This window comes from Pantoea rwandensis, assembly GCF_000759475.1.
In the GTDB taxonomy this organism is placed as follows: domain Bacteria; phylum Pseudomonadota; class Gammaproteobacteria; order Enterobacterales; family Enterobacteriaceae; genus Pantoea; species Pantoea rwandensis_B.
In genome coordinates this window covers 2,359,019-2,384,989 of record NZ_CP009454.1, presented here as the reverse complement: position 1 = coordinate 2,384,989, position 25,971 = coordinate 2,359,019, and the positions used below count along the sequence as shown (strand labels likewise).

Here is a 25,971-nt window from a genome sequence, read left to right as displayed (position 1 = left end):
TCGTGGAATCTACCTTAATTGCCGCCGGAAAAACGCGCGGCGGCGGGCATTCAGGTAAATTCTTCGATTGCCTGGCGGTTACTCCAGGACTTGGTCAGGGCTGCGGCTGCGGCAGCATCGAGCCAGCGCGCGGCGAGATGCTCCGTAAGAAGGAGATCGCGCTCTTGCGGAAGTGCCAGCCGGAACCAGTGCTCACGGTTGTGCGTGATGCCAGGTGTGTAGCGATGGCGATAGTGCGGGAAGATTTCAAACTCAATATGCTTGTGGCAATCATCCAGCACCAGCTGTTCGCCCGCGACATCGATACCCAGCTCTTCCGACACTTCGCGTTCTGCCGCCTGGCGCGGACTTTCACCCGCTTCCAGGCTGCCCGTCACAGATTGCCAGAAACTTTCATCATCCTGTCGCTGCAGCATTAACACCCGGCCAGTATCTCGCGCAAAAATCACCACCAGCACTGAAACCGGATGTTTATAGCCCATTACTTGTTCTCTGACTTTTCTTTCTTCGGCGCCACAAGAATGCCGAGATCCAACAGCGCTGCCGGGTTGGCTTCGCTTGGCGCTTCGGTCATCAGGCACGCCGCTGCAGTGGTTTTCGGGAACGCGATAACATCACGGATGTTATCGGTGCCGGTCAGCAGCATGGTCAGACGGTCCAGACCAAAGGCCAGGCCCGCATGCGGTGGTGTACCGTATTTCAGGGCATCCAGCAGGAAGCCAAACTTTTCGCGCTGCTCTTCTTCGGTAAGACCGAGAATGCTGAACACGGTCTGCTGCATTTTGCCGTTGTGGATACGCACGGAACCGCCGCCCACTTCGTAGCCATTGATCACCATATCGTAAGCGTTCGCCACGGCCTGCGTCGGGTCAACCGCCAGCTGTTCAGCCGTCAGTTCTTTCGGCGAGGTGAACGGGTGGTGCATCGCAGCCAGACCGCCCTCTTCATCCGCTTCAAACATTGGGAAGTCGATGACCCACAGCGGTGCCCACATGCTTTCGTCAGTGATCTTCAGGTCACGGCCCACTTTCAGACGCAGTGCACCCAGAGCATCTGTGACAATTTTGGCACGGTCAGCGCCGAAGAAGATCAGATCGCCATCTTGCGCAGTGGTGCGGTTCAGAATCGCTTCCACGATTTCTGGCGTCAGGAACTTCGCGACCGGGCTCTGTACACCCTCGAAGCCTTTTGCACGCTCGTTGATCTTCATCCACGCCAGACCTTTGGCGCCATAAATCTCAACAAACTTGGTGTACTCATCAATCTGTTTACGCGTCAGCGCTGCGCCACCCGGCACACGCAGCGCGGCAACACGACCTTTCGGATCGTTAGCCGGGCCAGCGAACACCTGGAATTCCACGCTTTTCAGCAGATCAGCCACGTCCACCAGCTCCATTGGGTTACGCAGATCGGGTTTGTCAGAACCGTAACGGTTCATGGCTTCGGCAAAGGTCATTTGCGGGAAATCACCGAGATCCACGCCTTTCACGTCGATCCACAGTTCACGAATCAGACGCTCCATCTTTTCACGCACCTGCTCGGCGGTCATGAAAGAGGTTTCCACGTCGATCTGGGTGAATTCTGGCTGACGGTCAGCACGCAAGTCTTCATCACGGAAGCATTTAACGATCTGATAGTAGCGGTCGAAACCGGACATCATCAGCAGCTGTTTGAACAGCTGTGGGGACTGCGGCAGCGCATAGAATTTGCCTTTATGCACGCGGCTTGGCACCAGATAGTCACGCGCACCTTCTGGCGTGGCTTTGGTCAGCATCGGGGTTTCGATATCGAGGAAGCCCTCGTTATCCATAAAGCGACGCACGAAGCTGGTGATTTTCGCACGGGTTTTCAGGCGCTGCGCCATTTCCGGACGACGCAGGTCCAGATAGCGATAGGTCAGACGCGCTTCTTCGCTGTTGGTCTGGTTAGAGTCCAGCGGCAGTGGTTCAGCGCGGTTGATGATGTTCAGCGCATGAGCAAACACTTCGACATCGCCGGTGGCCATATCGCTGTTGCGGTTTTTCTCTTCACGCGCACGCACGGTGCCGGTGATCTGGATACAGAATTCGTTACGCAGCTCAGAGGCCAGCTGGAAAGCGTCCTGATGATCGGCGTCGAAGAATACCTGTGCGATACCTTCACGGTCGCGCATATCGATAAAAATCAGGCTACCCAGATCGCGACGGCGGTTAACCCAACCGCAGAGAGTGACTTGCTGACCCACGTGAGACAGATTGAGCTGTCCGCAATATTCTGTACGCATAACGTATCCTTTTAACTTCGCCGCTGCTGCCAGACAGCATCAGGCCGCGTAACCTTCTGAGATGCTGTCGCAAAAAAGGCGGCTATTATAATGGAAAAACCCAGGCAGGATAAGTAGAGCCAGATCAAAGCGGACAAAACATTGCGGTTTATCGCACGGATTTTCCTGCCAACACCAAAACAGGGTACATTACCTGGCCTATTCCCGCCCGCAAAAGGATTCAGGAGCCACGTTTGACACTTCGCATTGGATTACCGCAATGGCAGCATCCCCGCTGGAAGCAGTATGGCCTGGAAACTCTGGCGGATTACGCACAGCTGTTTGACTGCGTCGAGGGCAACACCACGCTGTATGCGCTGCCCTCTCCGGAAGCAGTGATGCGCTGGCGCGATATGACACACGATGACTTTCGCTTCTGCTTTAAATTTCCCAACAGCATCAGCCATAAAGCCGCGCTTCGGAACTGCGATGAACTGCTGAACGAATTCTTCCGCTTGCTCGATCCGTTAAGCCAGCGCATCGGGCAGTATTGGCTGCAACTGCCGGCAACCTTTTCACCTGCGCAATTGAAAGACTTGTGGCTGTTCCTTGATAGCCTGCCGCGCGGGTTTAGTTACGGCGTGGAAGTGCGCCACGAGCAGTTTTTTGCCAAAGGCGAGGCTGAGCGCGCGCTCAACCGTGGCCTGCTGGAACGCGGCGTGAATCGCGTGATCCTCGATAGCCGTCCGGTGCACGCGTCCACCTCGCAAAGCGCCGCCGCCGTGGACGCCCGGGCGAAAAAACCGCGCGTGCCAACGCATGCTGTGCGCAGCGGTTCGCAACCGATGGTGCGCTTTATCGGCAGCGATAGCGTGGATGAGAGCGTGCCGCTGTTCCAGCCGTGGCAACATAAACTGGCGGAGTGGCAGACAGAAAGCGATCCGATGCTGTTTATCCATACGCCGGATATGGGCGAGGTGTTTCCCTTGCTGCAGGCGCTGTGGCCTCAACTGTTGCAGCTTGAGCCTTCGCTGCGCAATCTGCCCGACTGGCCGCAACAAAGCAGCTTGTTCTAAACTCAAAGCGGGTGCAGCCTGCGGGACTTTCTGACAGAATAGCGCCCTTTCCGATTCCTCTCTCCGGACTTTTCATTATGTCTGACCGCGATACGCTATTCTCTGCGCCCATCGATAAGCTGGGTGACTGGACCTTTGACGAGCGCGTGGCTGAAGTCTTTCCCGATATGATTCAGCGCTCGGTGCCGGGTTATTCCAACATCATTTCGATGATTGGCATGCTGGCAGAACGCTTCGTGAAGCCTGATAGCCAGGTTTACGATCTCGGCTGCTCGCTGGGTGCCGCCACGCTCTCTGTCCGCCGCAATATTCACGTGCCGGGCTGCCAGATTATTGCCGTGGATAACTCTCCGGCGATGGTGGAGCGTTGCCGCCGTCACATTGATGCCTTCCGCGCGGACACGCCGGTACAGGTGATTGAAGCGGATATTCAGGATATCCATATTGAGAATGCTTCAATGGTGGTGCTGAACTTTACCCTGCAATTCCTTGAGCCTCCTGCACGTCTGGAACTGCTGAAAAAAATCGCCAACGGCTTGAACCCTGGCGGCGCGCTGGTGCTGTCTGAGAAGTTCAGCTTTGAAGATAGCGAAGTGGGCGATCTGCTGTTCAACATGCACCACGATTTTAAACGTGCTAACGGCTATAGCGAACTCGAGATCAGCCAGAAACGCAGCATGCTGGAAAACGTCATGCTCACCGACAGTGTAGAAGCGCACAAAGCGCGTCTGAAAACCGCCGGTTTTGCCCACGCTGAGTTGTGGTTCCAGTGCTTTAACTTTGGTTCTTTGGTAGCGTTGAAATGATTGATTTTGGCCGTTTTTATCAGCAAATCGCCACCGGCCCATTGGCGAGCTGGCTGGAAGTCTTACCCGCACAAGTAGCGGCCTGGCAGCGTGAAAATCTGCACGGTAAATTCCGTGACTGGGAAAAGTCAGTGGATTATCTGCCGCTGCTAAACCCGCAAACGTTGGATCTGGTCAACAGCGTCACGGCCACGGCTGACGATCTCACCGATCGCCAACGTCTTGGTATTGAAAACCTGTTGCGCAACCTGATGCCCTGGCGCAAAGGTCCTTATTCCCTTTACGGCACCGAGATTGATACCGAATGGCGCTCGGACTGGAAATGGGATCGCGTGCTGCCGCATATCTCGCCGTTGACGCATCGCACGGTGCTGGATGTCGGCTGCGGCAGCGGCTATCACATGTGGCGCATGATTGGCGCAGGCGCGAAGCTGGTAGTCGGCATCGATCCGATGCAGCTGTTCCTGTGTCAGTTCGAAGCGGTGCGCAAGCTGCTGGGTGACGATCGTCGCGCCCATCTGCTGCCACTTGGCATCGAACAACTGCCCGCCTTGCAGGCTTTCGACACCGTGTTTTCCATGGGTGTGCTGTATCACCGCCGCTCGCCGCTCGATCATTTACTGCAGTTGAAAAATCAACTGGTCAGCGAGGGAGAGCTGGTGCTGGAAACGCTGGTGGTTGAGGGGGATGAAAACACCGTTCTGGTACCGGGTGAACGTTATGCGCAAATGCGTAACGTCTACTTTATTCCGTCTGCCGCCGCGTTGAAAGGCTGGCTGGAGAAGTGCGGATTTGTCGATGTGCGCATTGCGGATTACGCGGTGACATCAACGGAAGAGCAACGTCGCACCAGCTGGATGACCAGCGAATCACTGGCCGAGTTCCTCGATCCTAACGACAGCAGCAAAACCATTGAAGGTTATCCAGCACCGCTACGCGCGGTACTGGTGGCACGCAAGCCGTAATGCTTAACGCCGCGACAGCGCCAGCTTCGCGGCGAAACCGATAAACACACAGCCAGTCAAACGATCCATCACTTTCAGCACGGTTGGACGACGCAGATGCGCAGCAAAATACTGACTGCCGCCAATCAATACCGCATTCCATACCAGGCCAATCATCATATGCGTTAACGCCATCAGGGTGCACCATAGCGCCACTGACGCACCGGCCGGAATAAACTGTGGCAGGAAAGTGACATAAAACACACCGACTTTCGGATTTAACAGATTGCCGAATAATCCTCGCGAGAAGCAGGCGAAATAGCTTTGCTCTTTGCCCTGCACACTCTGGCTCTCTTCCGCCTGAGTGCGGGGATTCAACAGCAACTTAACGCCGAGATAGAGCAGATAGGCGGCGCCGACCCACTTCAGCAGGTTATACGCCATTTCGGAAGCCAGCAGCAGCGCGCCAAGACCCAGCCCCACCGCTACGCCCCACACCAGACAGCCCATGGTGACGCCCAAAGCGGTGGCTGATGCCCGTTTCCAGCCTTGTGCGGCTGCGGAACGCAGCACCAGCGCGGTATCAAAGCCTGGCGTTAACGTCAGAATAGTAATGGCAAAAAGAAATGAGAATATCAGTGTCATGGCGAGCTCCCTGTCAGTTGGCCACTATCTTAACCTTGCCGCAACATCTTGACGATAGTTACCTTCCGTCAGCAATTGATAATAATTGTCAACTTGCCAGCAATGATAAAACGGCTTATTCCCCCTCATCCGCCACGGCTGGCGGGCGATCCCAATACTGATATTTATAGGCAGAGCTCAGGTGACGCTCGATGGTGCCTTTGGCAAACACCTCGGTTTCATGCAGATAACTCAACGTACAGTTGCCCACCTCATCCCATAACTGACACTCATCAACTGAACTTAAGGTACTGACAGGCGTGGTAGCGAAGCCATTAAGCCGCAGCTCTCGCCACTGCTTATCATAACTGTAGGTGTCTTTACCGCGCGCACTGGACGATGAGGTGACCAGCCCTTGTGGATTCCAGCGCCAGGTGCTCTCTCCGTTGGTCATCACATCACTGCCGCGCGCGACGCTCTTCTCCAGGCGGAAATGTTTATCGTAGCGGTAGGTGGTATCGGTGAAGCCATCTTTGCCCATACTGGTGAATTTGTCGGACGAACTGATGATGTTGCCATGCTGGCCCATTTGCCAACTGATGGTGCCCTGGCGGTTATCCACCACTTCCTCTTTGCCCGCTTTTACCACTTTGACCAGGTAGGCATACTCCGCCACCCAACCTCGCTGCACGCGGGCGATGTGCTGCTCCATGGTCAGCACCACGTTGCCTTCGTTCTTGTCATACGTAATGTCGGCAACCATCAAATCCCCGCACTGATCGAACTGCCCCAGCACGCGTTTCTGCGAATCGACATCTTTACCGAATTCCCCTGCCACCACCTGACGTACCGCGCCTTTGGCATCACCCCCCAGCATAATCCAGTTGTTGCTGCTGGTAATGTTTTTGCTCAGAGGCGGACAGGCAGTGCTCACCGCCAGCGCCGTGCCAGACAGGGGGAACAGCAGCACTAAAACAGCACAAGAGTAGGATTTCATGAATGTTATCCGCGCTAAGCCATAGAGTAATCAAAGCATCTTTTTTAACAATGCGCTATCAACGGCTATACGGCAGACAAAAAGAACCCCAGCAAAATTCACTGGGGTTTGGTACTTGCAAACATCACGTCAGAGTTTTGGCGTGCTGCGCGGCAAAACGGGTGCGAACTCAGGCGACACGAACCGCGGTCATTTCCAGCATACTTTTCATCGCTTCGACCACATCGCCGTCGACACAAGTTCGGCTGAATTCGTCGACTTCTGCTTCGGAGCACATAGAAACACCGGCTTTACGGTAGCGCATCGGCGAAGCAACTAATCGGCTTGCGGAGCTGTGGACTTCCTGCAGCCCACTATCAATAAATTTCTGCAAATTGCTCAAACGGACTCCGGCACCGGCCATAATAATTGGACCCGTGCTCAGTTCATTTAGTTCCCGCAACAATGCAATTCCCGTTTCCGCGCTCTGCTGCTGGCCGGAAGTCAAAATACGCGCAACGCCTAAATCCGCCAGTACGTCCAGCGAACGTTTGGGGCTGTGGCACAAATCAAAAGCGCGGTGGAAGGTCACCGCCATGCCATCACTAAGCGCCATGATCTGCCGCATGCGCACAATATCCACATGGGCATCTTCATCTAGCATGCCGATCACCACGCCGGGGAAACCGAGTTCACGCATCAGCGCCACGTCGGATTTCATCACCTCAAATTCCTGTGCGGTGTAACAAAAATCGCCGCCACGCGGGCGAACAATCGGGTGAACCGGTATGGACAGTTCACGCTGTGCGGCTTCCAGCACGCCAGCTGACGGCGTCAGCCCGCCTTCGCGTGGGGCACTGCACAGTTCCACGCGATCGGCACCGGACTGCTGTGCAGTCATTGCACAGTCGATGCCGTAGCAACAAATTTCCAGTTTCGTCATAGCTTGCTCCTTTTCATGACTTCTGGCTCGAGAGGATGGCTTAAGTTAGTCTGCTTAATTGGACAGTTTACGTGGAAACCTCACTATGGCATTCGATTTTGATCAATGGATAGACCGTCGTCACAGCGATAGTTTGAAGTGGCACAAATATGGCGATCGTGATGTGCTGCCTTTATGGGTTGCAGACACGGATTTTCGCTCGCCACCCTGCATTATTGAGGCCATTAAAAAACGCGCCGATCACGGTGTTTTGGCTATGGCGGTACGCCCACGGGATTGATTGATATCACTGTTTCCCGCCTGGCGCAGCGCTACAACTGGCCTATTCAGCCGGAATGGATCGTTATGCTGCCTGGTGTCGTCAGTGGCCTTAACCTTTCGGTCCGCGCGTTTACCGAGGCTGGGCAACGCACAGTCGCGCCAACACCGATTTACCCACCGTTCCGCGCTGCCTCAAAACTCGCCGAGCGTGAACAGATCAATTTGCCGCTGCAATTACAGCACGACCGCTGGGTCGTCGATCTCGATACGGCTGCGATGCAGGGTAATGAACGTCTGCTGATGCTGTGCAATCCGCAAAACCCCGGCGGCACGGTGTATCGTCGCGAGGAACTGGAGGCGCAACTGGCGTTTGCTCAGCAACACGATTTAATCGTTTGTTCTGATGAAATTCACTGTGATTTGATTTTGTCGCCTGATGCCCGCCACACGCCTTTCGCGGCATTGAGTGATGATGCCGCACAGCGCAGCATTACGCTCATCTCGCCGTCGAAAACCTTCAACATCGCCGGTCTGGGCGCATCAATGGCGATTATCCCCAATCCTGAATTACGCAAACGGTTTAAACAGGTACGCGAAGGTATTGTGCCAGGGGTCGATATTCTCGCACTGGTGGCAGCAGAAGCAGCCTGGCGTGAAGGTGATGCATGGCTGGAGGCGCAAATCCAGTACTTGCGAGCGAATCGCGACTGGCTGGTGGCGCAGGTGAATGCACTCCCCGAACTGCACATGAATTCGCCCGAAGCGACCTATCTCGGCTGGATTGATGCCAGCCAGCTGGATGTGGCCAGTCCCGCTCTCTATTTTGAAAAACACGGCCTCGGTTTTTCACCCGGCCGCGATTTTGGGGATGACAACTTCGTGCGCTTTAACTTCGGCTGCACGCGCGCTTTACTGGAGCAGGCGGTGAGCCGATTGCACAGCGCGGTCTTGGCACGGCGTTAGCCTTGTTCACTGGCGACAATCTCTTCTAATCGCCAGGGATGAAACTTGATGGTGGTTTGCCCGTCCGTCACCGCCAGTGTCGGGTTGGGCAAACGCTCATGCTCACCTTTTGGCGCGCTGGTTTTAAACGAAATGCCGGGTTGCGTCAGTGCATGATCGGAGAGCAAGGCCATCGCGCGCATACCCAATGTTTCTGGCTCACCGCGCAACACAATTTCCACATGTTCCCAGCCTTCATGGCGATACAATTTCTCACCCGGCCAGGGTAACTCAATCACATCGACCTGCCATCCCGCGAGCGTTAACGGCTGATGCAATTTGAACAAGCAGATCGGACGCCCGTTGATCATCGCTTCGGAAAACTGACTGCCCATCTGCAGCAATCCCGCCTTCCAGCGCTCCGCCGTTGCGAACTGATGGCAGCGCACCGCCAGGTGATCAGCCTCATGTTCGGATAACCGCAGCCCTAATCTTTCAGCAAATTGCTGCAAGGAGCGCTCAAATCGAGCCAGGTCTTGTTCTAAATCACTCAGTTCCGCAGGAAAATTCATCTCAACACTCCAGATACATCAATATTAGTTCAATTATTTTAATCAATTTAAAAACAGCAGCGCTTCAGAATCCCCTTGACAAAGTCGTCGGATTCCTCCGATTTCATCATGGAAAAGACCTGAAACCGCATAAATAGGCCCTCTCTTTAGGATTATTCGCCTAAATAGGTCCAGCAGTTACTTTATGAAAACACCTTAAATCACTGTTAATATTAACGATAATTAATACAATGAGATAAGTCTTATTTCAGTTGCAAACAATTGCAGCTTGATACCCTTTCTTATAAATTTGTGTTTCACAACCACAAGGAATGGCTCTATGTCTATGCTCATTGTTGTCGCGGTCCTGATTGCATTGATGGGATTTGCAATTTCCCGCCACTGGAAGGTGCGTGAAGACAAAAGCGTTAAAAATCCTCGTCGTCACCCGCGTCGCCGTTAATCGGCGCGCGGGTTGCTGTTACCCGCCATTGCGCATGCTAAAAGCTGACGCACTTTAACATTTCACGTATACTTCCCCTCTTATTTTTCCGTCCCGCCGCGCTGTTGCGGGATGAAGGCATCGGCTCGCCGCCACTGGCGGGCCTTTTCAGCATATGAAGGTAACGCGGTGAATATTCAGGCTCTTCTATCCGATAAAGTCGGTCAGGCAATGGTAGCGGCGGGTGCGCCAGCGGATTGTGAACCTCAGGTTCGTCAGTCGGCTAAAGTGCAGTTCGGTGATTATCAGGCGAACGGTATCATGGCTGTGGCGAAAAAGCTCGGTCAGGCTCCGCGCCAGCTGGCTGAACAGGTGATTCAGCATCTGGATCTCGCCGGCATCGCCAGCAAAGTCGAAATCGCCGGCCCCGGCTTCATCAATATCTTCCTCGATCGCAACTGGCTGGCTACCCAGGCCGCGCAGGCTCTGCAATTGCCGCGCCTTGGCGTCAGCAGCCTCAAGCCACAAACCGTTGTCATTGACTACTCGGCACCCAACGTCGCCAAGCAGATGCACGTCGGTCACGTCCGTTCCACCATCATCGGTGACGCTGCGGTACGTACGCTGGAATTTCTCGGCCACAACGTGATCCGCGCCAACCACGTCGGCGATTGGGGCACCCAGTTCGGTATGCTGATTGCCTATCTGGAAAAGCAGCAGAATGAGCATCACGAAGATATCGCGCTGGCGGACCTGGAAGAATTCTACCGCGAAGCCAAGGTCACCTATGATGCGGACGAAGCCTTCGCCGAACGCGCCCGTGGTTATGTGGTGAAACTGCAAGGCGGCGACGAATATTGCCGCGCAATGTGGAAAAAACTGGTTGATATCACCATGAGCCAGAATCAGGAAGTCTATGACCGCCTGAACGTGACGCTGACGCGTAAAGATGTGATGGGTGAAAGCCTGTACAACGATATGTTGCCTGGCATCGTAAGCGACCTGCGTGAAAAGGGGCTGGCCGTGACCAGCGAAGGCGCAACCGTGGTGTTCCTTGATGAGTTTAAAAACAAGGAAGGCGAAGCGATGGGGGTGATCATCCAGAAAAAGGATGGCGGCTACCTCTACACCACCACCGATATCGCCTGCGCCAAATACCGCTATGAAACCTTGCATGCCGACCGTGTGCTTTACTACATCGATTCGCGCCAGCATCAACATCTGCAACAGGCGTGGACCATTGTGCGTAAAGCCGGATACGTGCCCGAGTCTGTGCCGTTGGAGCACCATGCGTTTGGCATGATGCTGGGCAAAGATGGTCGTCCATTTAAAACCCGCAGCGGTGGCACCATTAAGCTGGCCGATCTGCTGGATGAAGCTGTTGAACGTGCGCATGCGCTGGTCAGCGAGAAAAACCCGGAAATGTCAGCGCAAGAGCTGAAGGATCTGGCGGAAGTGGTGGGTATCGGCGCGGTGAAATATGCCGATCTGTCAAAAAGCCGCACCACCGATTACATCTTCGACTGGGATAACATGCTGGCGTTTGAGGGCAACACTGCACCCTACATGCAATATGCCTACACGCGCGTGCTTTCTGTGTTCCGTAAAGCCGGCATTGAAGCTGACAGCCTGAGCGGCGACATCGTGCTGACCGAAGAGCGTGAAGCGCAACTGGCGACTCGCCTGTTGCAGTTTGAAGAGGTGATCACCCTGGTTGCGCGTGATGGCACACCGCATGTGATGTGTGCTTACCTGTACGATCTGGCTGGCCTGTTCTCTGGCTTCTACGAGCACTGCCCAATCCTCTCCGCCGAGGATGAGCAGGTGCGTAAAAGCCGTCTGCAACTGGCTGCATTGACCGCTAAAACGCTGAAACAAGGTCTGGATACGCTGGGTATCAAAACCGTCGAGCGTATGTAATAACAAAAAACCCGCCTCGGCGGGTTTTTTATGGGCTATTGGTAATTCACCGTCACTTCACTGCTCACCACTCGTAATCCCGGCGGTAACGCGCCCTTCCCCTGAAAACCGAACGCCAGATGCAACGTTTCGTCAGCCGGAATATTCGCCAGGCTACGCGTTGAACCACTGCCGCCCTCAATCTCTACGCAACGCTGAGTCGCACACAAACGCACAATCAACCCCGAGGGGGCTGGACGGCTCAACTGGTAACGCCAGTTCACCACCGTGATGGTGCCCACAGCGGGCGAAGGGGCCTTTAAAGCCGGCGTCGTGTGCCAGTTGCCGCGCACGCCGAGGCTCGGGCCACTGGCACTGTCATTCCAGGATCCGGCTGCATCCACATAGAGCGGCAACGCCATCATCGGTAACATCATTAATGCCCAGCACCAACGACGCATGGTTATTTACCTCCGATGGTGGCGGTCATACGGATCTGGCGATTGTCGGTCAGTTCCATATTTGACAGCACCACCAACTGTGGCAGATTGCGGCGCAGGAATCGTGCCAGTAAGGCACGCAGCGGGTGGTTCACCAGCAACACCGGCGGTGCTCCTGTCATCTCTTGCTGTTGCAATGCGCCTTGCGTCTGCACTAACAGACGATCGGCCAGACCGGGCTCCAGCCCGCCGCCGCCCTGCAAGGCTTGCAGCAGCAGGCGTTCTAAGGTGGCATCCAGTCCAATCACCTGCACTTCACCGTTACCCGGGAACCACTGCTGAGTAATCGCACGGCCCAGCGCCACACGTACCACGCTGGTCAGCTCTTGCGGATCGGTCTGGACCGGCGCATGTTCCGCCAGGGTTTCGATGATGGTGCGCATATCGCGGATCGAAACGCGCTCAATCAAGAGGTTCTGCAACACTTTGTGCAGGGTGGTCAGGGTGATGACGCCCGGCACCAGATCTTCCGTCAGCTTCGGCATCTCCTGGGTCACACGATCCAGCAGCTGCTGCGCTTCCTGACGGCCAAACAACTCGCTGGCGTATTGACCAATCAGGTGGTTCAGATGCGTTGCCACCACGGTACTGGCTTCTACCACGGTAAAGCCCTGAATCTGCGCCTGCTCTTTCAACGCACTATCAATCCAGATTGCCGCTAAACCGAAGGCAGGATCGACTGTCGGTTCACCCGGCAAAGAGCCGGCTGCGGTACCAGGGTTGATCGCCATCCAGCGCCCCGGATAGGCATCACCGCTGCCAATTTCCACGCCTTTCATCAGGATGCGGTAACGCGCAGGCGGCAACTCCATGTTGTCGCGGATGTGCACCACCGGCGGCAGGAAGCCCACCTCCTGTGCCACTTTTTTACGGATACTGCGGATGCGGCCCAGCAGCTCACCGTTTTGCAGATGATCAACCATGGGAATCAGGCGATAACCCACTTCGAGACCCAGCGAATCTTCCAGCAGTACGTCTTTCCAGGAAGCTTCCACCGTGGCGGGGGTCTCCTGCGTTTTGACCAGACTAGTGGGTTCCGAGGAAGTCTTCGGTTTCATCTCCCGACCGCGCAACCACCAGGCCAGACCGAGCAACGCGGCGGTAAACAGCAGGAAGACAAAGTTGGGCATACCCGGCACCAGGCCGAGCAGACCGATAACACCACCACTCAGCATCAACACGCGCGGATTGCTGAACAGCTGGGAGACCATCTGATCGCCCACATCCTGATCGGTGCTGACGCGCGTCACGATAACACCCGCAGCGGTAGAGATGACCAGCGCCGGGATCTGTGCCACCAGGCCGTCACCGATGGTCAGCAGTGTATAGGTTTCACCTGCGTGCCCCAGATCCATGCCATGCTGCACCACGCCCACCAACAGACCGCCGATGACGTTAATCACCATAATCAAAATACCGGCGATGGCGTCACCACGTACGAACTTACTCGCACCGTCCATTGAACCGTAGAAATCGGCTTCCTGGGTCACTTCGCTACGTCGACGTTTGGCTTCCTCTTCACCGATTAAACCGGCGTTAAGGTCGGCATCGATCGCCATCTGCTTACCGGGCATCCCATCCAACACAAAACGCGCGCCCACTTCGGCGATACGTCCGGCACCTTTGGTGATAACCATAAAGTTGATGATAACGAGGATGATGAACACCACGATACCGATGGCAAAGTTACCGCCCACGAGGAAGTGGCCGAAAGCTTCAACCACGCGTCCGGCGGCATCAGCACCCGTATGGCCCTCGAGCAGGATAATACGGGTTGAGGCGACGTTCAGCGCCAGGCGCAGCAACGTGGAGAACAGCAAAATGGTCGGGAATGCAGCGAATTCAAGCGTACGCTGGGTAAACATTGCCACCAACAACACCATGATCGATAAGGCAATGTTGAAGGTGAACAGCAGGTCGAGAATGAAGGCAGGTAACGGCAGCACCATCATCGACAGGATCAACATGATCAGTATCGGTCCAGCCAGCACCTTCCACTGCGTGTCTTTAAAGTTGCCCGGTAAACGCAGCTTTTCGGCCAGATTAGCCATCGTTTCTGTTCTCTCCTGCAAAGTCCATGTCTGCCGGAACCGGCAGCTGTTTTGGTTTGGTTGGGATCAGGCCACCTTCACGTTTCCAGCGACGCAGTTGCCATACCCAGGCCAGCACTTCCGCCACGGCACCGTAAAGCGCGCCGGGGATGAACTGACCAATTTCCGTGTGTCGATACAGCGCACGCGCCAGCGGCGGTGCTTCTAAAATCGGAATGCGATGTTCTTTTGCCAGCTCACGAATTTTTAACGCAATATCGCCGGCCCCTTTCGCAATCACCTTTGGCGCGCTCATCTTGCCTTCCTGATACTGCAACGCCACCGAGTAGTGCGTTGGGTTGGTGACGATAACGTCGGCTTTCGGTACATCTGCCATCATGCGACGGCGGGCCGCCGCACGCATCGCCTGACGAATGCGCCCTTTGACGTGCGGGTCACCTTCGTTTTGTTTGTGTTCGTCGCGGATTTCCTGGCGGGACATTTTCAGCTTTTTGAAATGGCTGTAGAGCTGCCAGAACACGTCGAAACCGACCATGGGTACCAGGCCCAGCATGATCAACGCACAGCTAATGGCAATCATGGTTAAACCGTGATGAAGCGCGTTGACGGGTGATTCACTGATTAACCGCAGCATCTCCTGCCAGTGTGACCAGATGTACCAGCCACCCACCAGCCCCACCAGCACCGCCTTCAAAATGGCTTTTAGCAGTTCCGCCCAGGTCTGGGAGGAAACCATGCGTTTAAGACCACTCAACGGGTTCAGCTTGTTGAAATCCAGCTTGATCGATTTACCGCTGATATTGATCCCACCCAGCAGCATCGGTGCAGCAATCGCCACGATCACCAGACCTGCCATCAACGGCAGCAGCGCCATCACTGCCTGGCCGATCAGGTTGCTGATGTGGGCGATGATCATTTTGTCATCGGTCACCATGGCATGATCGAAACGAAAGCCAGTGGCCAACATGCTGGCCAGCTGTTCAGCCATCAGTTCGCCGCCAAGCCACAGGATCAGCAAGCCCGCCAGCAGCATCAGTACCGATGTCAGCTCGCGCGATCGCGGAATCTGCCCCTCTTCTCGCGCCTTCTCTAGTCGGTGCGCCGTGGGCGATTCTGTTTTGTCCTCGTCGCTCTCTTCAGCCACGACATACCTCAGCTGGCAGGAATTCTGAGCATAGGATGCCAAAACCCGCCAAGGCTAAAGCGTGGATTAAGGGGGGAAAATACGAGTTTATTTAGCCATAAGTGAAATTGCGCTGAGATCAGCAGTATGGGGCTGGCGATAAAAGCGCACCACCTCTCCCACCAGCAACAATGCGGGGGATTGCGCCTGCTCACGTGCAATAGTGGCGCTCAGGTCCGACAGCGTCGTCACCATCACGCGCTGGTCAGGCCGTGTACCATTTTCAATGATCGCCACTGGCGTAGTGGCAGCGCGTCCATGGGCTTGTAACTGAGCGCTGATGCTCTCGCTCCATTTCAGCCCCATATAGAACACCAGCGTCTGATTGGCGGCGGCCAGGCTGGCGTCGCCAAGCTGCGGCTCGCCGCTTTTGCCATGTCCGGTGATTAACCGCAAAGACTGCGCACAGTCACGATGCGTCAACGGGATGCCACTTGCCGCCGCACAACCTGCCGCTGCGGTGATACCGGGCACAACATGGCAGGCAATGCCCGCCTGCTGCAGAAACAGCATCTCTTCCCCGCCGCGGCCGAAAATGAAGGGATCGCCGCCCTTCAAACGCACCACCGATCGACCACTGGCCGCCAGATCCGCCAGCAGCTGATTAATCTGCGCCTGCTTCAGGCCATGGCTGCCCGGCTTTTTACCGACATCAATCGCCAGCGTACCGGACGGGACTTCAGCCATGATCGCGTCGCTCACCAGGCGGTCATACACCACCACGTCCGCGCTTTTGATCAAACGCAACGCTTTTACCGTCAGCAGTTCGACATCGCCCGGCCCGGCCCCCACCAGCCAGACACCCCCTGGCGTCGCCTCTCCATTCTGGGGGTTGAACAGTTTATCGAGACGCCCAATGGCCTGAGTCATGATGCTCTCCGCTACTGCGCCACGCGCAGGGTTGCCAGTAAGTTTTTTAGCTCCGGAATACAGGAGCCACAGTTGGTGCCGCACTTCAGCGCTGCACCGAGTGCCGCTGGAGAATCGCAGCCCTGCTCAATCGCCCGACGGATTGCCACTTCACCCACGCCGAAACAACTGCAAATCGTCCGCCCCTGGCTTTCACCCAATGCGGGACGTCCGCCCAATAGCACATGGCGCTGCTGTGGAGAAGAGGGTGTTTCCGTAAAGGCTCGCGCCACAAAGCCATGATCGATCTCTGGCAGCCAGGGAGCAGCATAAAACGCACACATTAATCGACCGTTACGCCAGCCCAGCATGTGCAGCTGCTGTCCCGCCCGCGCCTGTTGCCACTGCAGTTCCTGCATCGTGGGGAGCTGCATTAACCAATCCGCTGCCTGCGCCTCGCCCGCCAGCACATAACGCTGTGCCCCCTGCTGCGGCGCACGCGACCAATACAGCACTGGCTGCGGCGTTATCACCTCAGGCAGGAACAGCCATCCCTGCCATGCCGGACGCAGAGGTTGCAAACGCACGGCGGTCTGCTTCAACGCAGGTTGCCCAGAGTCAGGACAGCAGTGAGCCGCCACTAAGCCGTCTACATTTGCCTGTGCACTAAACTGGCGTGTCCAGTGCATCGGGATAAACAGCTGACCACGCATTAACCCGCTGTCGATCACCACGCGGCCGCTCCACCAGCCGAGCGCAGACTGTACGCGTGTCAGGTCGCCCTGGCTCAAGCCGTGCGCCGCAGCATCATGCGGATGCAGCGCGACAAAAGGCTCATCGTAATGCTGCATCAGGCGCGGCACGTTGCCGGTGCGCGTCATGGTGTGCCACTGATCACGAATGCGCCCGGTGTTCATCAATAAGGGATAATGCGAACTGGTCAGCGTCTTAACTGGAATGGCGGGCGGCAGCAAACGTGCTTTGCCATCCACGTGAAAGAAACGACGATCGGCAAACAGCCGTGCGGTGCCCGTCGGCGCGCGGTCATTCAGCGGCCACTGTACGGGTGCGAGCTGGTCATATTGTTCTCGCGTAATATGTGCCAGTGCGCTGATATCGAAGGCGCGGCGGCCATGGTTTTCGAAGCCAGACAGTGCGGCATGCTCGGCGAAAATTTCGCTGGGGTGCTGCCAGGCAAAGGCTTCGGTATATCCCAGACGCTGAGCGACTTGCGCCAGTAACCACCAGTCAGGTTTCGCTTCGCCGGCTGGGGCGATAAAACTGCGCTGACGTGAGATACGGCGTTCAGAATTGGTCACCGTGCCGTTCTTTTCGCCCCACCCTTGCGCGGGCAGCAATACGTCAGCTAAATCAGCCGTATCACTGCGCGCGCTCACTTCTGATACCACCACCAATTCGCACCGGGCCAATGCCTGAGCGACACGATTGCCTTCCGGCATCGACACCGCCGGATTGGTGCCCATGATCCACACCGCTTTGACTTCGCCACGATTAATTGCATTGAACAGATTAACCGCGGTTAAACCGGGCTGACGCGCCACATGAGGGCTGTTCCAGAAGCGACTGACGCGATCCACTTCCACTGCGCTGAACCCCATGTGCGCCGCCAACTGATTCGCTAAGCCACCGACCTCACGCCCGCCCATGGCATTCGGCTGTCCGGTTAATGAAAAGGGACCCGCGCCTGCATAGCCGATTTTTCCACTCAGCAGATGCGCATTGATAATCGCATTGTTATTGTCACTGCCGGTTTGTGACTGGTTAATGCCCATACACCACAGCGTGAGTACGCGTGGTTGTGCAGCAAACCGCTGCCAGAAGCTGAGAATAGCGTGCTCACTGAGTTGACAGGCGACGGCCACCGTGGCCAGATCCCACGCTTTGCAGGCCTCCAGCGTGGTTTCGACGTTCGCCAGATGCGGCAGCATCGTTTCATCCACCGCCTCATTCTCGTTCAGCCAGTTAAGCAGCCCGGCGAAGAGCGCACTGTCCGATCCCGGCTGCAGAGCCAGATGCAGATCGGCGATATCACAGCTGGCGGTGCGACGTGGGTCGATCACCACCAGCTGCATTTCTGGTCGATCGGTTTTCGCCTGCACCAGGCGCTGCCACGCCACCGGATGCGCCCACGCCGCGTTTGAACCCACCAGCACCACCATATCCGCCTGCTCGATGTCTTCATAACAGCAGGGCACGGCATCGGCACCGAATGCACGTTTGTAGCCCACCACCGCCGATGCCATACATAAGCGTGAGTTGGTATCGATATTGGCGGCGCCGATAAAGCCCTTCATCAGCTTGTTGGCGGTATAGTAATCCTCAGTAAGCAGCTGGCCGGAACCGTAAAACGCTACGGCCTGCGGGCCATGCTTGTCGATAATATCGCGCAAGCCCTGTGCGACATGATCCAGCGCTTCATCCATGCTGACGCGTTCGCCATGGATCTGCGGCCAAAGCAAACGCCCCTCATGAGACAGCGTTTCACCCAACGCAGATCCTTTGACACACAGGCGACCAAAGTTCGCCGGATGCTGCAGATCACCGCTTACCAGCTGATCCGGCGCCTTAATCTCCACGCCACAGCCGACGCCACAGTATGGGCAGGTGGTTTTCATGATGCCGCCGCGAGCGCAAGAATGGGCTGATGGCCCAGCCACACTTTGCTGCCCTCCACGCGCACTGGCCAGCAGCGTAGTTGATGCTCGGCGTTATCTAAACTTTGCCCATCACGTAAACGTATGCGCTGCTTGTACAGCGGGGAGATCACCACCGGCTCACCCGCAACATCACCCAGAATGCCGCGAGACAGCACGCTGGCTTGCGTGCCCGGTTCGATATCCTCTAGCGCGTAAAAGGTTTCGCCAAAACGGAATAGCGCCACGCGTTGGCTTCCCAGTCGTGCGCCCATGCCCGCAGCCTCAGGAATGGCGGTCACATCGCAGATTTCACTCCAGGGTTCGGCAGGCACGTTGGTGACCGGAATGATGTCCATGGCGGCAGGTTGGCGTTGTTCGCGCACACGCACATAGTTGAGGGTCTCATCCATTTGTTGACTGTTAATCGTGGTAGTAAACAGTGCACGACGGGAGGGATCCTGTAGCGTGCTCTGCCATTCGCACTGGTAGCGATCCACCACCACTTGCATCTCCTGCTCCAGCATGTCGCCAATGCCGAGGGCATCCTCGATAATGACGCTGCGCAGGTAATCGAGCCCACCTTCCATGTTGTCCATCCACACGCTGGTGCGCTGTAAACGGTCGGCGGTACGCACATAAAACATCAGAATGCGGTCTACATAACGTAGCAGTGTCGCATCGTCCAGGTCGCTGGCGAACAGATCGGCATGGCGCGGTTTCATGCCACCGTTACCACAGACATAAAGGTTCCAGCCTTTGTCAGTGGCGATCACCCCAATGTCTTTGCTCTGTGCCTCCGCACACTCACGCGTACAGCCCGACACCGCCATTTTAATCTTGTGCGGGGCACGCAGCCCTTTGTAGCGGTTCTCCAGCGCGATAGCGAACGCGGTGGAGTCCTGTACGCCATAACGGCACCAGGTCGACCCCACACAGGACTTCACGGTGCGCAATGATTTGCCATAGGCATGGCCGGTTTCAAAGCCCGCCGCAATGAGAGTTTCCCAGATGTCAGGCAACTGTTCGAGTCGTGCACCAAACAGATCGATGCGCTGTCCGCCGGTAATCTTGGTATAGAGATCGTAGCGTGCCGCCACTTCACCAATCGCAATCAGCCCCTTGGGTGTGATTTCCCCGGCAGGCACACGTGGCACCACCGAGTAAGTGCCATCTTTCTGGATGTTGGCAAAGTAGCGGTCATTGGTGTCCTGCAACGGCAAATGCTGCGGCTTAAGCAGATACTCGTTCCAGCAAGAAGCCAGCAGCGAGCCCACCAGCGGCTTGCACACTTCACAGCCATGGCCACGACCATGTTGCTGAATCAGTTGATCAAAGGTGGTGATTTTGCCGACGCGAATCAGGTGATACAACTCCTGCCTTGAGTAGGCAAAGTGCTCGCAGATATCCTTTTTGACCACCACGCCCTGATTCGCCAGCTCCAGTTCCATGACCTGTTTCACCAGTGCGCTGCAGCCGCCACAGCCGGTAGCGGCTTTGGTGCAGCTTTTGATCGCGGCCATATCGCCGCAACCAGCCTGCACGGCGTCACAAATGTCGCCTTTGCTGACGTTATGGCAGGAGCAGATTTGTGCGGTTTCCGGTAACGCGGCCACGCCCAGCGCTTTAGAGGGCGCGCCTGCCAGCTGCGGCAGAATCAGGCTTTCTGGTTCACTCGGCAGTGGCATCTTGTTGAGCATCATCTGTAACAGGTTGCTGTAATCACCGCTGTCACCGACCAGTACCCCGCCGAGCAATGTTTTACTGTCTTTGCACACCACCAGCTTTTTGTAGATGCCTTTGGGATTGTCGGTCCAGTGATAACTCTGGCTGTCTGCGGTACGGCCATGCGCATCACCGAACGATGCCACTTCTACACCAAGCAGTTTGAGTTTGGTGCTCATGTCCGCGCCGTTGAACGCCAGTTCCTCCTGTGCCAGCTGTGCTGCCAGCACCCGCGCCATCTGATAGCCCGGCGCGACCAGCCCAAAAATCTGTCCTTGCCACAGCGCACACTCGCCTATCGCATAGACGCCTACGACGTTGGTTTCACAGCCGTCGTTAATGGCAATGCCGCCCCGTTCGCCGAGCTGAATACCCGCCGCCCGCGCCAGTGCATCACGGGGTCGGATACCCGCTGAGAACACAATCAGATCGGTTTCTAACACACTGCCATCGGCAAAGCGCAGCTGCACGCTGCCGTCCGGCTGACTTTCAATCGCTTCGGTCTGTTTGCTGGTGTGGATCTGCACGCCCAGTGCGCTAATTTTGCCGCGCAGCATCTGCGCGCCGCCGTCATCCAGCTGCACCGCCATCAGACGCGGAGCGAACTCCACCACGTGGGTTTCCAGTCCCAGTTGCTTGAGCGCATTAGCCGCTTCCAGACCCAGTAAACCACCCCCGATCACCACACCGCGCGTGGCCTGGTTGGCGCAGGCCGCGATGGCATCCAGATCGGCCAACGTGCGATAGACAAAACAGCGTGGGCTCTCTCGTCCCGGCACCGGTGGCACAAAGGGTACGGAACCCGTGGCCAGCACCAGTTTGTCCCACGCCAGTTCTGCTCCGCTGGCATCACGCAGACTGCGCTTGTCGGTATCAATCGCCAGCACTTCGCACCCCGTGCGCAGTTCTATTCCGTGTTGCGCGAAGAAGTTGTCGCTGACCAGTGACAGATCGTCGGCGCTTTTTCCGGTGAAGTATTCCGTCAGGTGCACACGGTCATACGCCATTTGAGGTTCGTCGCCATACACCACGACATGGTAGTGGTGATGCAGTTCGCGACTCACCAGCTGCTCAAGAAAATGGTGGCTGACCATGCCGTGGCCCACCACGGCGAGAAGAGGTTTGCTCATCACATTGCTTCCTGCAGCACCAGGCTGCGTTAAGGGATTATCCAGACCGAACAGCGCGTGAATGCCTACGTGTTCCGCCTGTTGTAATTGGGTTAGCAGCGTGCTGGCGCCCTGGCTGTCACCAAACAGCAGCACGCCGCGCAGTGCGCCATCGCGTAAGAACAGACGGCGATAGTGGCCGTCGAAAGGATCAAAACTGATGATGGATTCACCTTCGCGGATGTCGCCCGCACTGAACATCTCAATGCCAGTGACTTTGAGCCGCGTACCGCTCTCCTGATGGTGAAAATCCGCCACTGGCTCGCCGGCCAGCTGTGCCGCCAGCACCTCAGCCTGAGCGAGGCAAGGTGCCACCAGACCAAAAGTTTCACCGTCGATTTCACAGCATTCGCCCAGTGCATAGACGTGAGCGACCGAGGTTTGCAGCTGACGGTTGACCAGAATCCCGCGCTGGCACGGTACGCCAGCCTGCTGTGCCAGTGCGATTTCAGGCACGACGCCAATCGCCATCACCACCTGCTGAGCAAGCAGTGACGTGCCATCGGTGAGCGTAACGTGATCGCGATGGATCGATTGCAGCGACACGCCAAGCCGGCAGTGGATCCCGCGCTGGGTGAGATGCTGGGTCAACAGCGCGCCTGCCTGTTGATCCAGTTGGCGATCTAGCAGCCATGGACGGTGATGCAGCAGCGTGACGTCGCGCCCGCGCAGGCGCAGCGCCGCAGCCGCTTCCACCCCAATCAATCCGCCGCCCAGCACCACCACGGGTCCATCCTGTGCCAGCATGGTGTCGACATCGCGCAAGGTGCGAAATCCCAACACCTGCGGGCGCTCAACACCCGGCAGATCCGGCATTCGGGGTTGTGAACCACAGGCGAACACCAGCTTGTCCCAGTGCAGCGTGCGTTGGTCGGTGAATACCGTCCGTGCAATGAGATCCACCTGCAGCGCTTCTTCACCCATCAGCAGTTGCACGTCGTGTGCGACATACCATTCCGGCGTGTGAATCAACGTGTCAGCGAAGTCTTTTTCCCCAGACAGCACCGGTGACAGCAGCACACGGTTGTAATTGCCCTGTGCTTCACGGCCAATCACCGTGATGGCATAGCAGCCTGGCGCCCGTTGCAACAAGGTTTCCACCATGCGCATCGCCGCCATCCCGTTACCAATCACCACCAGATGCTGTACCATCGCCCGCTCCTTACGCCACTGCCGTCTGTTTTTCGTAGAGGAAATGCAGAACCTGCTGGCGTAGCTGGTGGTAGCGCGGCTCATCCGCCAGCGCCACGCGGGAACGTGGGCGTGGCAGATCAATCGTGAGGATCTCGCCAACCTGCGCCGCCGGGCCGTTAGTCATCATCAGCACGCGATCCGACAGCAACACCGCTTCATCCACGTCATGGGTGATCAGCACAATGGTGGTTTTCAGCTCCTGCTGGATGCGCATCACGCTGTCTTGCAGATGGGCACGCGTTAAGGCGTCGAGAGCCCCAAAGGGTTCATCTAAAAGCAGCACGCGCGGTTTCATCGCCAGCGCACGTGCAATACCCACGCGCTGTTTCATGCCGCCGGAGATTTCCGAGGGACGCTTGTGCATGGCATGGCCCATCTGCACACGATTGAGGTTGTGTTCGATCCACTCGCTCATCTCGCCTTTGCTCATTTGCCCTTTAAACACCTGCTGCACCGCCAGCTCGACGTTTTGATACGCGGTCAGCCATGGCAGCAATGAATGGTTCTGGAACACCACCGCACGCTCGGGGCCGGGGCCGCTGATTTCACGGTTTTCACACAGCAGCACACCGCTGCTGGGTTGGGTTAGGCCAGCAATCAGGTTGAGCAAGGTGGATTTACCGCAGCCGGAGTGACCAATCAGGCTCAATGTTTCGCCCGCGTGGATATCAAAACTCACGTTATCGAGAGCCAGAAATTCACCGCTGGCGGTATTAAAACGCTGACTCACCTGTTGTACGCGAATAATCGGATTCATCATCGGCTCCCTATTTATCCCAGCTAAAACGACGTGCCAGCAGCATCAGTGCCTGCTCCAGCAACAGCCCGATCACGCCAATCACCACAATGGCGATCAGGATGTTTTCCACATTGAGGTTGTTCCACTCGTTCCAGATCCAGAAACCAATGCCGAGCCCGCCGGTCAGCATCTCGGCAGCGACGATCACCAGCCAGGCGATGCCCATCGACAGGCGCATGCCGGTGAGCACCGCGGGTAATACCGCCGGGAACAGGATGCGCCGCATCACCGTCCATTCGTTGAGTTGCAGCACGCGGGCGACGTTAAGGTAATCCTGCGGAATACGCTGCACGCCCTCGGCGGTGTTGATCACCATCGGCCAGATCGAGCAGATGAAAATGGTCCAGCTGGAAGCGGGTTCCGCACGCTGGAACAGCAGCAGACCAATCGGCAGCCATGCCAGTGGGCTGACCGGACGCAGCAGCGCGATGATTGGATTAAACATGCGCGCCACAAAGGTGAAGCGGCCAATCAGGAAACCGGCTGGGATGCCCACCAGCGCCGCCAGACCAAAGCCCACCGCCACGCGTTGTAGTGAGGCCACCACGTTCCAGCCAATACCCTGATCGTTAGGACCGTTGTTATAGAAGGGATCGGCGAACAACGTCACGGCCGCCTGCCAGGTGGCAAAAGGCGTTGGGAAGCCTTTGCTCGACATTGATGCCAGTTGCCAGACAAACAGCAGCAGAATGACGCCGCAACTCGCCGGGATCAGTCGCTGTAGCAGCGGCCGCAGCCAGCGCTGACGTGCGCGCGGTTTCTGTGGCACGTTAAGCGCAATCACCTGCGCCGGTTGAGCGACGACGGGCGTCGCGGCGTTCAGCGTACGAGCTTCAGATTTCATGCTGACCTCACTTAACTACGTTTGATGGTGAAACTGTCGGCATAGGCGGCAGCATTGCTGCCATCCCACACTTTGCCGTCGATAAGCGTGCTGCTGCGCATTTCGCTGGCGGGAACAGAAATACCGCCGACTGCCGTGGCAGCCTGCTTATAGATATCGATACGGTTGATTTGACGGGCAACAGCAGCGTAGTCCGGTGCGGTTTTCACCATGCCCCAGCGCTTCATTTGCGTCAGGAACCACATGCCGTCAGACAGCCACGGGTAGCTCACTTCGCCATCGTGGAAGAAACGCATGGCATGGGCATCCTGCCATTGCTGGCCCAGTCCGTTTTCGTACTGGCCGAGCATGCGCCCTTCTAAGGTTTCAACTTTGGTGTTGATCCATGCCCGCCCGGCTAACACAGCAGCGGTCTCTTTACGGTTTTCATCAGAAGCATCGATCCAGCGCGCCGCTTCCAGTACCGCGGCCGTCATCGCACGCGCGGTATTGGGGTTTTCTTTGACCCATTGCGCACGGGTGGCGAGAATTTTTTCCGGATGATCGGGCCAGATTTGCTGGGTGGTGGTGGCGGTAAAACCGATGTTGTCGCTGATGGCACGCTGATTCCATGGCTCGCCCACGCAGAATCCGCTCATGTTGCCCATCTTCATGTTCATCACCATCTGCGGCGGTGGCACCACAACGGTGCGCACATCTTCAAACGGATCGATGCTGGCATTTGCCAGCCAGTAATAGAGCCACATCGCGTGGGTGCTGGTGGGGAAAGTGTGCGCAAAGGTGTAAGTGCCTTTGGCCTGGCTGGCGATCAGCTTTTGCAAGCTGGCAGCATCTGTAATCTTCTGCTCTTTCAATTGATTAGCGAGCGTGATGGCCTGACCGTTGTTATTCAGCGTCATCAGGTTGGCCATGTCGTGTTGTGGCCCTGCCACACCCAACTGTAAGCCGTAGATCATGCCGTAAAGCGCGTGCGCGGCATCCAGTTCACCGGCCGTGAGTTTGTCACGCACCGCCGCCCAGCTGGCTTCTTTACTCGGTTGTAACGTCAGCCCGTATTTTTTGTCGAAACCTTTAACCGACGCCATCACCACCGGAGCACAGTCAGTGAGTGGAATAAAGCCGACGCGCACGCTGCTCTTTTCGGGCGCATCTGAACCGGCGGCCCACACCGCATTACGTAAGCCTGGCAGTAAATAACTGCTCCCCACCACCGCGCTACCCAGCAGGAACTGACGACGTGAGACTGCAAACCGCGTTTTACTCATCATGCGCTTCCTGAAAAAAAGAAATAAAAAAA

The 25,971-nt window shown here is 56.6% G+C and carries 20 protein-coding genes and 1 pseudogene; 6 read left to right on the top strand and 15 right to left on the bottom strand.

Annotated elements, in window-relative coordinates:
- Nucleotides 1-50: 50 nt before the first annotated feature.
- Both nudB and aspS read right to left on the bottom strand, forming a co-directional pair.
- Nucleotides 51-482 (bottom strand): dihydroneopterin triphosphate diphosphatase, encoded by a 432-nt coding sequence (gene nudB / locus LH22_RS10870; protein ID WP_038646505.1) that lies wholly within the window; start codon nucleotides 480-482, stop codon nucleotides 51-53.
- The gene (gene aspS, locus LH22_RS10865) at nucleotides 482-2,263 is read right to left on the bottom strand and encodes an aspartate--tRNA ligase (RefSeq protein WP_038646502.1); all 1,782 of its coding nucleotides are present in this window, start codon (nucleotides 2,261-2,263) and stop codon (nucleotides 482-484) included. The genes nudB and aspS overlap by 1 nt, the downstream gene beginning before the upstream one ends.
- Nucleotides 2,264-2,496: 233 nt before the next feature.
- Here aspS and LH22_RS10860 point away from each other — a divergent pair, with 233 nt between their 5' ends.
- The 3 genes from LH22_RS10860 (at nucleotide 2,497) to cmoB (ending at nucleotide 5,089) form a co-directional block, all read left to right on the top strand.
- Entirely contained in the window at nucleotides 2,497-3,318 is an 822-nt protein-coding gene (locus LH22_RS10860; RefSeq protein WP_038646499.1) for a DUF72 domain-containing protein, read from the top strand.
- Nucleotides 3,319-3,395: 77 nt separating this feature from the next.
- Entirely contained in the window at nucleotides 3,396-4,124 is a 729-nt protein-coding gene (gene cmoA, locus LH22_RS10855) for a carboxy-S-adenosyl-L-methionine synthase CmoA (RefSeq protein ID WP_038646496.1), read from the top strand.
- A complete protein-coding gene (cmoB, locus tag LH22_RS10850) occupies nucleotides 4,121-5,089 on the top strand; it encodes a tRNA 5-methoxyuridine(34)/uridine 5-oxyacetic acid(34) synthase CmoB (protein WP_038646493.1) in 969 nt (322 codons plus the stop codon). The genes cmoA and cmoB overlap by 4 nt, the downstream gene beginning before the upstream one ends.
- 3 nt (nucleotides 5,090-5,092) lie before the next feature.
- On the opposite strand, the gene LH22_RS10845 is transcribed toward cmoB, so the two are convergent.
- The 3 genes from LH22_RS10845 to cutC all read right to left on the bottom strand — a co-directional run bounded on the left by LH22_RS10845 (nucleotide 5,093) and on the right by cutC (nucleotide 7,611).
- Nucleotides 5,093-5,713: a LysE family translocator gene (locus tag LH22_RS10845; RefSeq protein ID WP_034828637.1), complete on the bottom strand. Its 621-nt coding sequence runs from the start codon at nucleotides 5,711-5,713 to the stop codon at nucleotides 5,093-5,095.
- Between the two features lie 115 nt (nucleotides 5,714-5,828).
- Nucleotides 5,829-6,689 (bottom strand): hypothetical protein, encoded by an 861-nt coding sequence (locus tag LH22_RS10840; RefSeq protein ID WP_038646491.1) that lies wholly within the window; start codon nucleotides 6,687-6,689, stop codon nucleotides 5,829-5,831.
- 169 nt (nucleotides 6,690-6,858) lie between these two features.
- Nucleotides 6,859-7,611, bottom strand: coding sequence for a copper homeostasis protein CutC (gene cutC / locus LH22_RS10835; RefSeq protein ID WP_038646489.1), 753 nt, complete (start codon nucleotides 7,609-7,611; stop codon nucleotides 6,859-6,861).
- Between the two features lie 85 nt (nucleotides 7,612-7,696).
- On the opposite strand from cutC, the pseudogene LH22_RS10830 reads away from it, so the two are divergent.
- Nucleotides 7,697-8,835: pseudogene (locus LH22_RS10830) on the top strand (MalY/PatB family protein).
- On the opposite strand, the gene LH22_RS10825 reads toward LH22_RS10830, so the two are convergent.
- Complete coding sequence (locus LH22_RS10825) at nucleotides 8,832-9,386, bottom strand: VOC family protein (protein ID WP_038646487.1); 555 nt, start codon at nucleotides 9,384-9,386, stop codon at nucleotides 8,832-8,834. The pseudogene LH22_RS10830 and the gene LH22_RS10825 sit on opposite strands and share 4 nt — an antisense overlap.
- Nucleotides 9,387-9,705: 319 nt before the next feature.
- On the opposite strand from LH22_RS10825, the gene LH22_RS20980 reads away from it, so the two are divergent.
- Complete coding sequence (locus tag LH22_RS20980; protein ID WP_007889544.1) at nucleotides 9,706-9,828, top strand: hypothetical protein; 123 nt, start codon at nucleotides 9,706-9,708, stop codon at nucleotides 9,826-9,828.
- 168 nt (nucleotides 9,829-9,996) lie between these two features.
- Nucleotides 9,997-11,727, top strand: a complete 1,731-nt coding sequence (argS, locus tag LH22_RS10820; RefSeq protein WP_038646485.1) for an arginine--tRNA ligase — start codon at nucleotides 9,997-9,999, stop codon at nucleotides 11,725-11,727.
- A gap of 35 nt (nucleotides 11,728-11,762) precedes the next feature.
- On the opposite strand, the gene flhE is transcribed toward argS, so the two are convergent.
- From flhE to LH22_RS10775, 9 genes are all read right to left on the bottom strand, one after another.
- Entirely contained in the window at nucleotides 11,763-12,167 is a 405-nt protein-coding gene (gene flhE, locus LH22_RS10815) for a flagellar protein FlhE (RefSeq protein ID WP_034828625.1), read from the bottom strand.
- 2 nt (nucleotides 12,168-12,169) lie between these two features.
- Entirely contained in the window at nucleotides 12,170-14,257 is a 2,088-nt protein-coding gene (flhA, locus tag LH22_RS10810) for a flagellar biosynthesis protein FlhA (RefSeq protein WP_038646483.1), read from the bottom strand.
- Nucleotides 14,250-15,401, bottom strand: coding sequence for a flagellar biosynthesis protein FlhB (gene flhB / locus LH22_RS10805; RefSeq protein WP_038646480.1), 1,152 nt, complete (start codon nucleotides 15,399-15,401; stop codon nucleotides 14,250-14,252). The genes flhA and flhB overlap by 8 nt, the downstream gene beginning before the upstream one ends.
- Before the next feature lie 87 nt (nucleotides 15,402-15,488).
- Entirely contained in the window at nucleotides 15,489-16,310 is an 822-nt protein-coding gene (cobA, locus tag LH22_RS10800; RefSeq protein ID WP_038646478.1) for a uroporphyrinogen-III C-methyltransferase, read from the bottom strand.
- A gap of 11 nt (nucleotides 16,311-16,321) precedes the next feature.
- The gene (locus LH22_RS10795; RefSeq protein WP_038646476.1) at nucleotides 16,322-18,925 is read right to left on the bottom strand and encodes a nitrate reductase; all 2,604 of its coding nucleotides are present in this window, start codon (nucleotides 18,923-18,925) and stop codon (nucleotides 16,322-16,324) included.
- Entirely contained in the window at nucleotides 18,922-22,989 is a 4,068-nt protein-coding gene (nirB, locus tag LH22_RS10790; RefSeq protein WP_081946725.1) for a nitrite reductase large subunit NirB, read from the bottom strand. Before nirB ends, LH22_RS10795 begins: the two co-directional genes overlap by 4 nt.
- A gap of 10 nt (nucleotides 22,990-22,999) precedes the next feature.
- Nucleotides 23,000-23,788: an ABC transporter ATP-binding protein gene (locus LH22_RS10785; protein WP_038646473.1), complete on the bottom strand. Its 789-nt coding sequence runs from the start codon at nucleotides 23,786-23,788 to the stop codon at nucleotides 23,000-23,002.
- A 10-nt stretch (nucleotides 23,789-23,798) separates the two neighbouring features.
- Complete coding sequence (gene ntrB / locus LH22_RS10780) at nucleotides 23,799-24,674, bottom strand: nitrate ABC transporter permease (protein WP_038646472.1); 876 nt, start codon at nucleotides 24,672-24,674, stop codon at nucleotides 23,799-23,801.
- 11 nt (nucleotides 24,675-24,685) lie between these two features.
- Nucleotides 24,686-25,942: a CmpA/NrtA family ABC transporter substrate-binding protein gene (locus LH22_RS10775; protein ID WP_430904018.1), complete on the bottom strand. Its 1,257-nt coding sequence runs from the start codon at nucleotides 25,940-25,942 to the stop codon at nucleotides 24,686-24,688.
- Nucleotides 25,943-25,971 lie beyond the last annotated feature (29 nt).

Bases quoted from the DNA above. Each gene is read 5' to 3' on its own strand.
- nirB (WP_081946725.1), bottom strand. From the start codon at position 22,989: ATGGTACAGCATCTGGTGGTGATTGGTAACGGGATGGCGGCGATGCGC.
- LH22_RS20980 (WP_007889544.1), top strand. From the start codon at position 9,706: ATGTCTATGCTCATTGTTGTCGCGGTCCTGATTGCATTGATGGGATTT.
- LH22_RS10840 (WP_038646491.1), bottom strand. From the start codon at position 6,689: ATGAAATCCTACTCTTGTGCTGTTTTAGTGCTGCTGTTCCCCCTGTCT.
- aspS (WP_038646502.1), bottom strand. From the start codon at position 2,263: ATGCGTACAGAATATTGCGGACAGCTCAATCTGTCTCACGTGGGTCAG.
- cmoA (WP_038646496.1), top strand. From the start codon at position 3,396: ATGTCTGACCGCGATACGCTATTCTCTGCGCCCATCGATAAGCTGGGT.
- flhA (WP_038646483.1), bottom strand. From the start codon at position 14,257: ATGGCTAATCTGGCCGAAAAGCTGCGTTTACCGGGCAACTTTAAAGAC.
- LH22_RS10775 (WP_430904018.1), bottom strand. From the start codon at position 25,942: ATGATGAGTAAAACGCGGTTTGCAGTCTCACGTCGTCAGTTCCTGCTG.
- cutC (WP_038646489.1), bottom strand. From the start codon at position 7,611: ATGACGAAACTGGAAATTTGTTGCTACGGCATCGACTGTGCAATGACT.
- LH22_RS10825 (WP_038646487.1), bottom strand. From the start codon at position 9,386: ATGAATTTTCCTGCGGAACTGAGTGATTTAGAACAAGACCTGGCTCGA.
- nudB (WP_038646505.1), bottom strand. From the start codon at position 482: ATGGGCTATAAACATCCGGTTTCAGTGCTGGTGGTGATTTTTGCGCGA.
- flhE (WP_034828625.1), bottom strand. From the start codon at position 12,167: ATGCGTCGTTGGTGCTGGGCATTAATGATGTTACCGATGATGGCGTTG.
- LH22_RS10785 (WP_038646473.1), bottom strand. From the start codon at position 23,788: ATGAATCCGATTATTCGCGTACAACAGGTGAGTCAGCGTTTTAATACC.
- LH22_RS10845 (WP_034828637.1), bottom strand. From the start codon at position 5,713: ATGACACTGATATTCTCATTTCTTTTTGCCATTACTATTCTGACGTTA.
- ntrB (WP_038646472.1), bottom strand. From the start codon at position 24,674: ATGAAATCTGAAGCTCGTACGCTGAACGCCGCGACGCCCGTCGTCGCT.
- cobA (WP_038646478.1), bottom strand. From the start codon at position 16,310: ATGACTCAGGCCATTGGGCGTCTCGATAAACTGTTCAACCCCCAGAAT.
- LH22_RS10795 (WP_038646476.1), bottom strand. From the start codon at position 18,925: ATGAAAACCACCTGCCCATACTGTGGCGTCGGCTGTGGCGTGGAGATT.
- cmoB (WP_038646493.1), top strand. From the start codon at position 4,121: ATGATTGATTTTGGCCGTTTTTATCAGCAAATCGCCACCGGCCCATTG.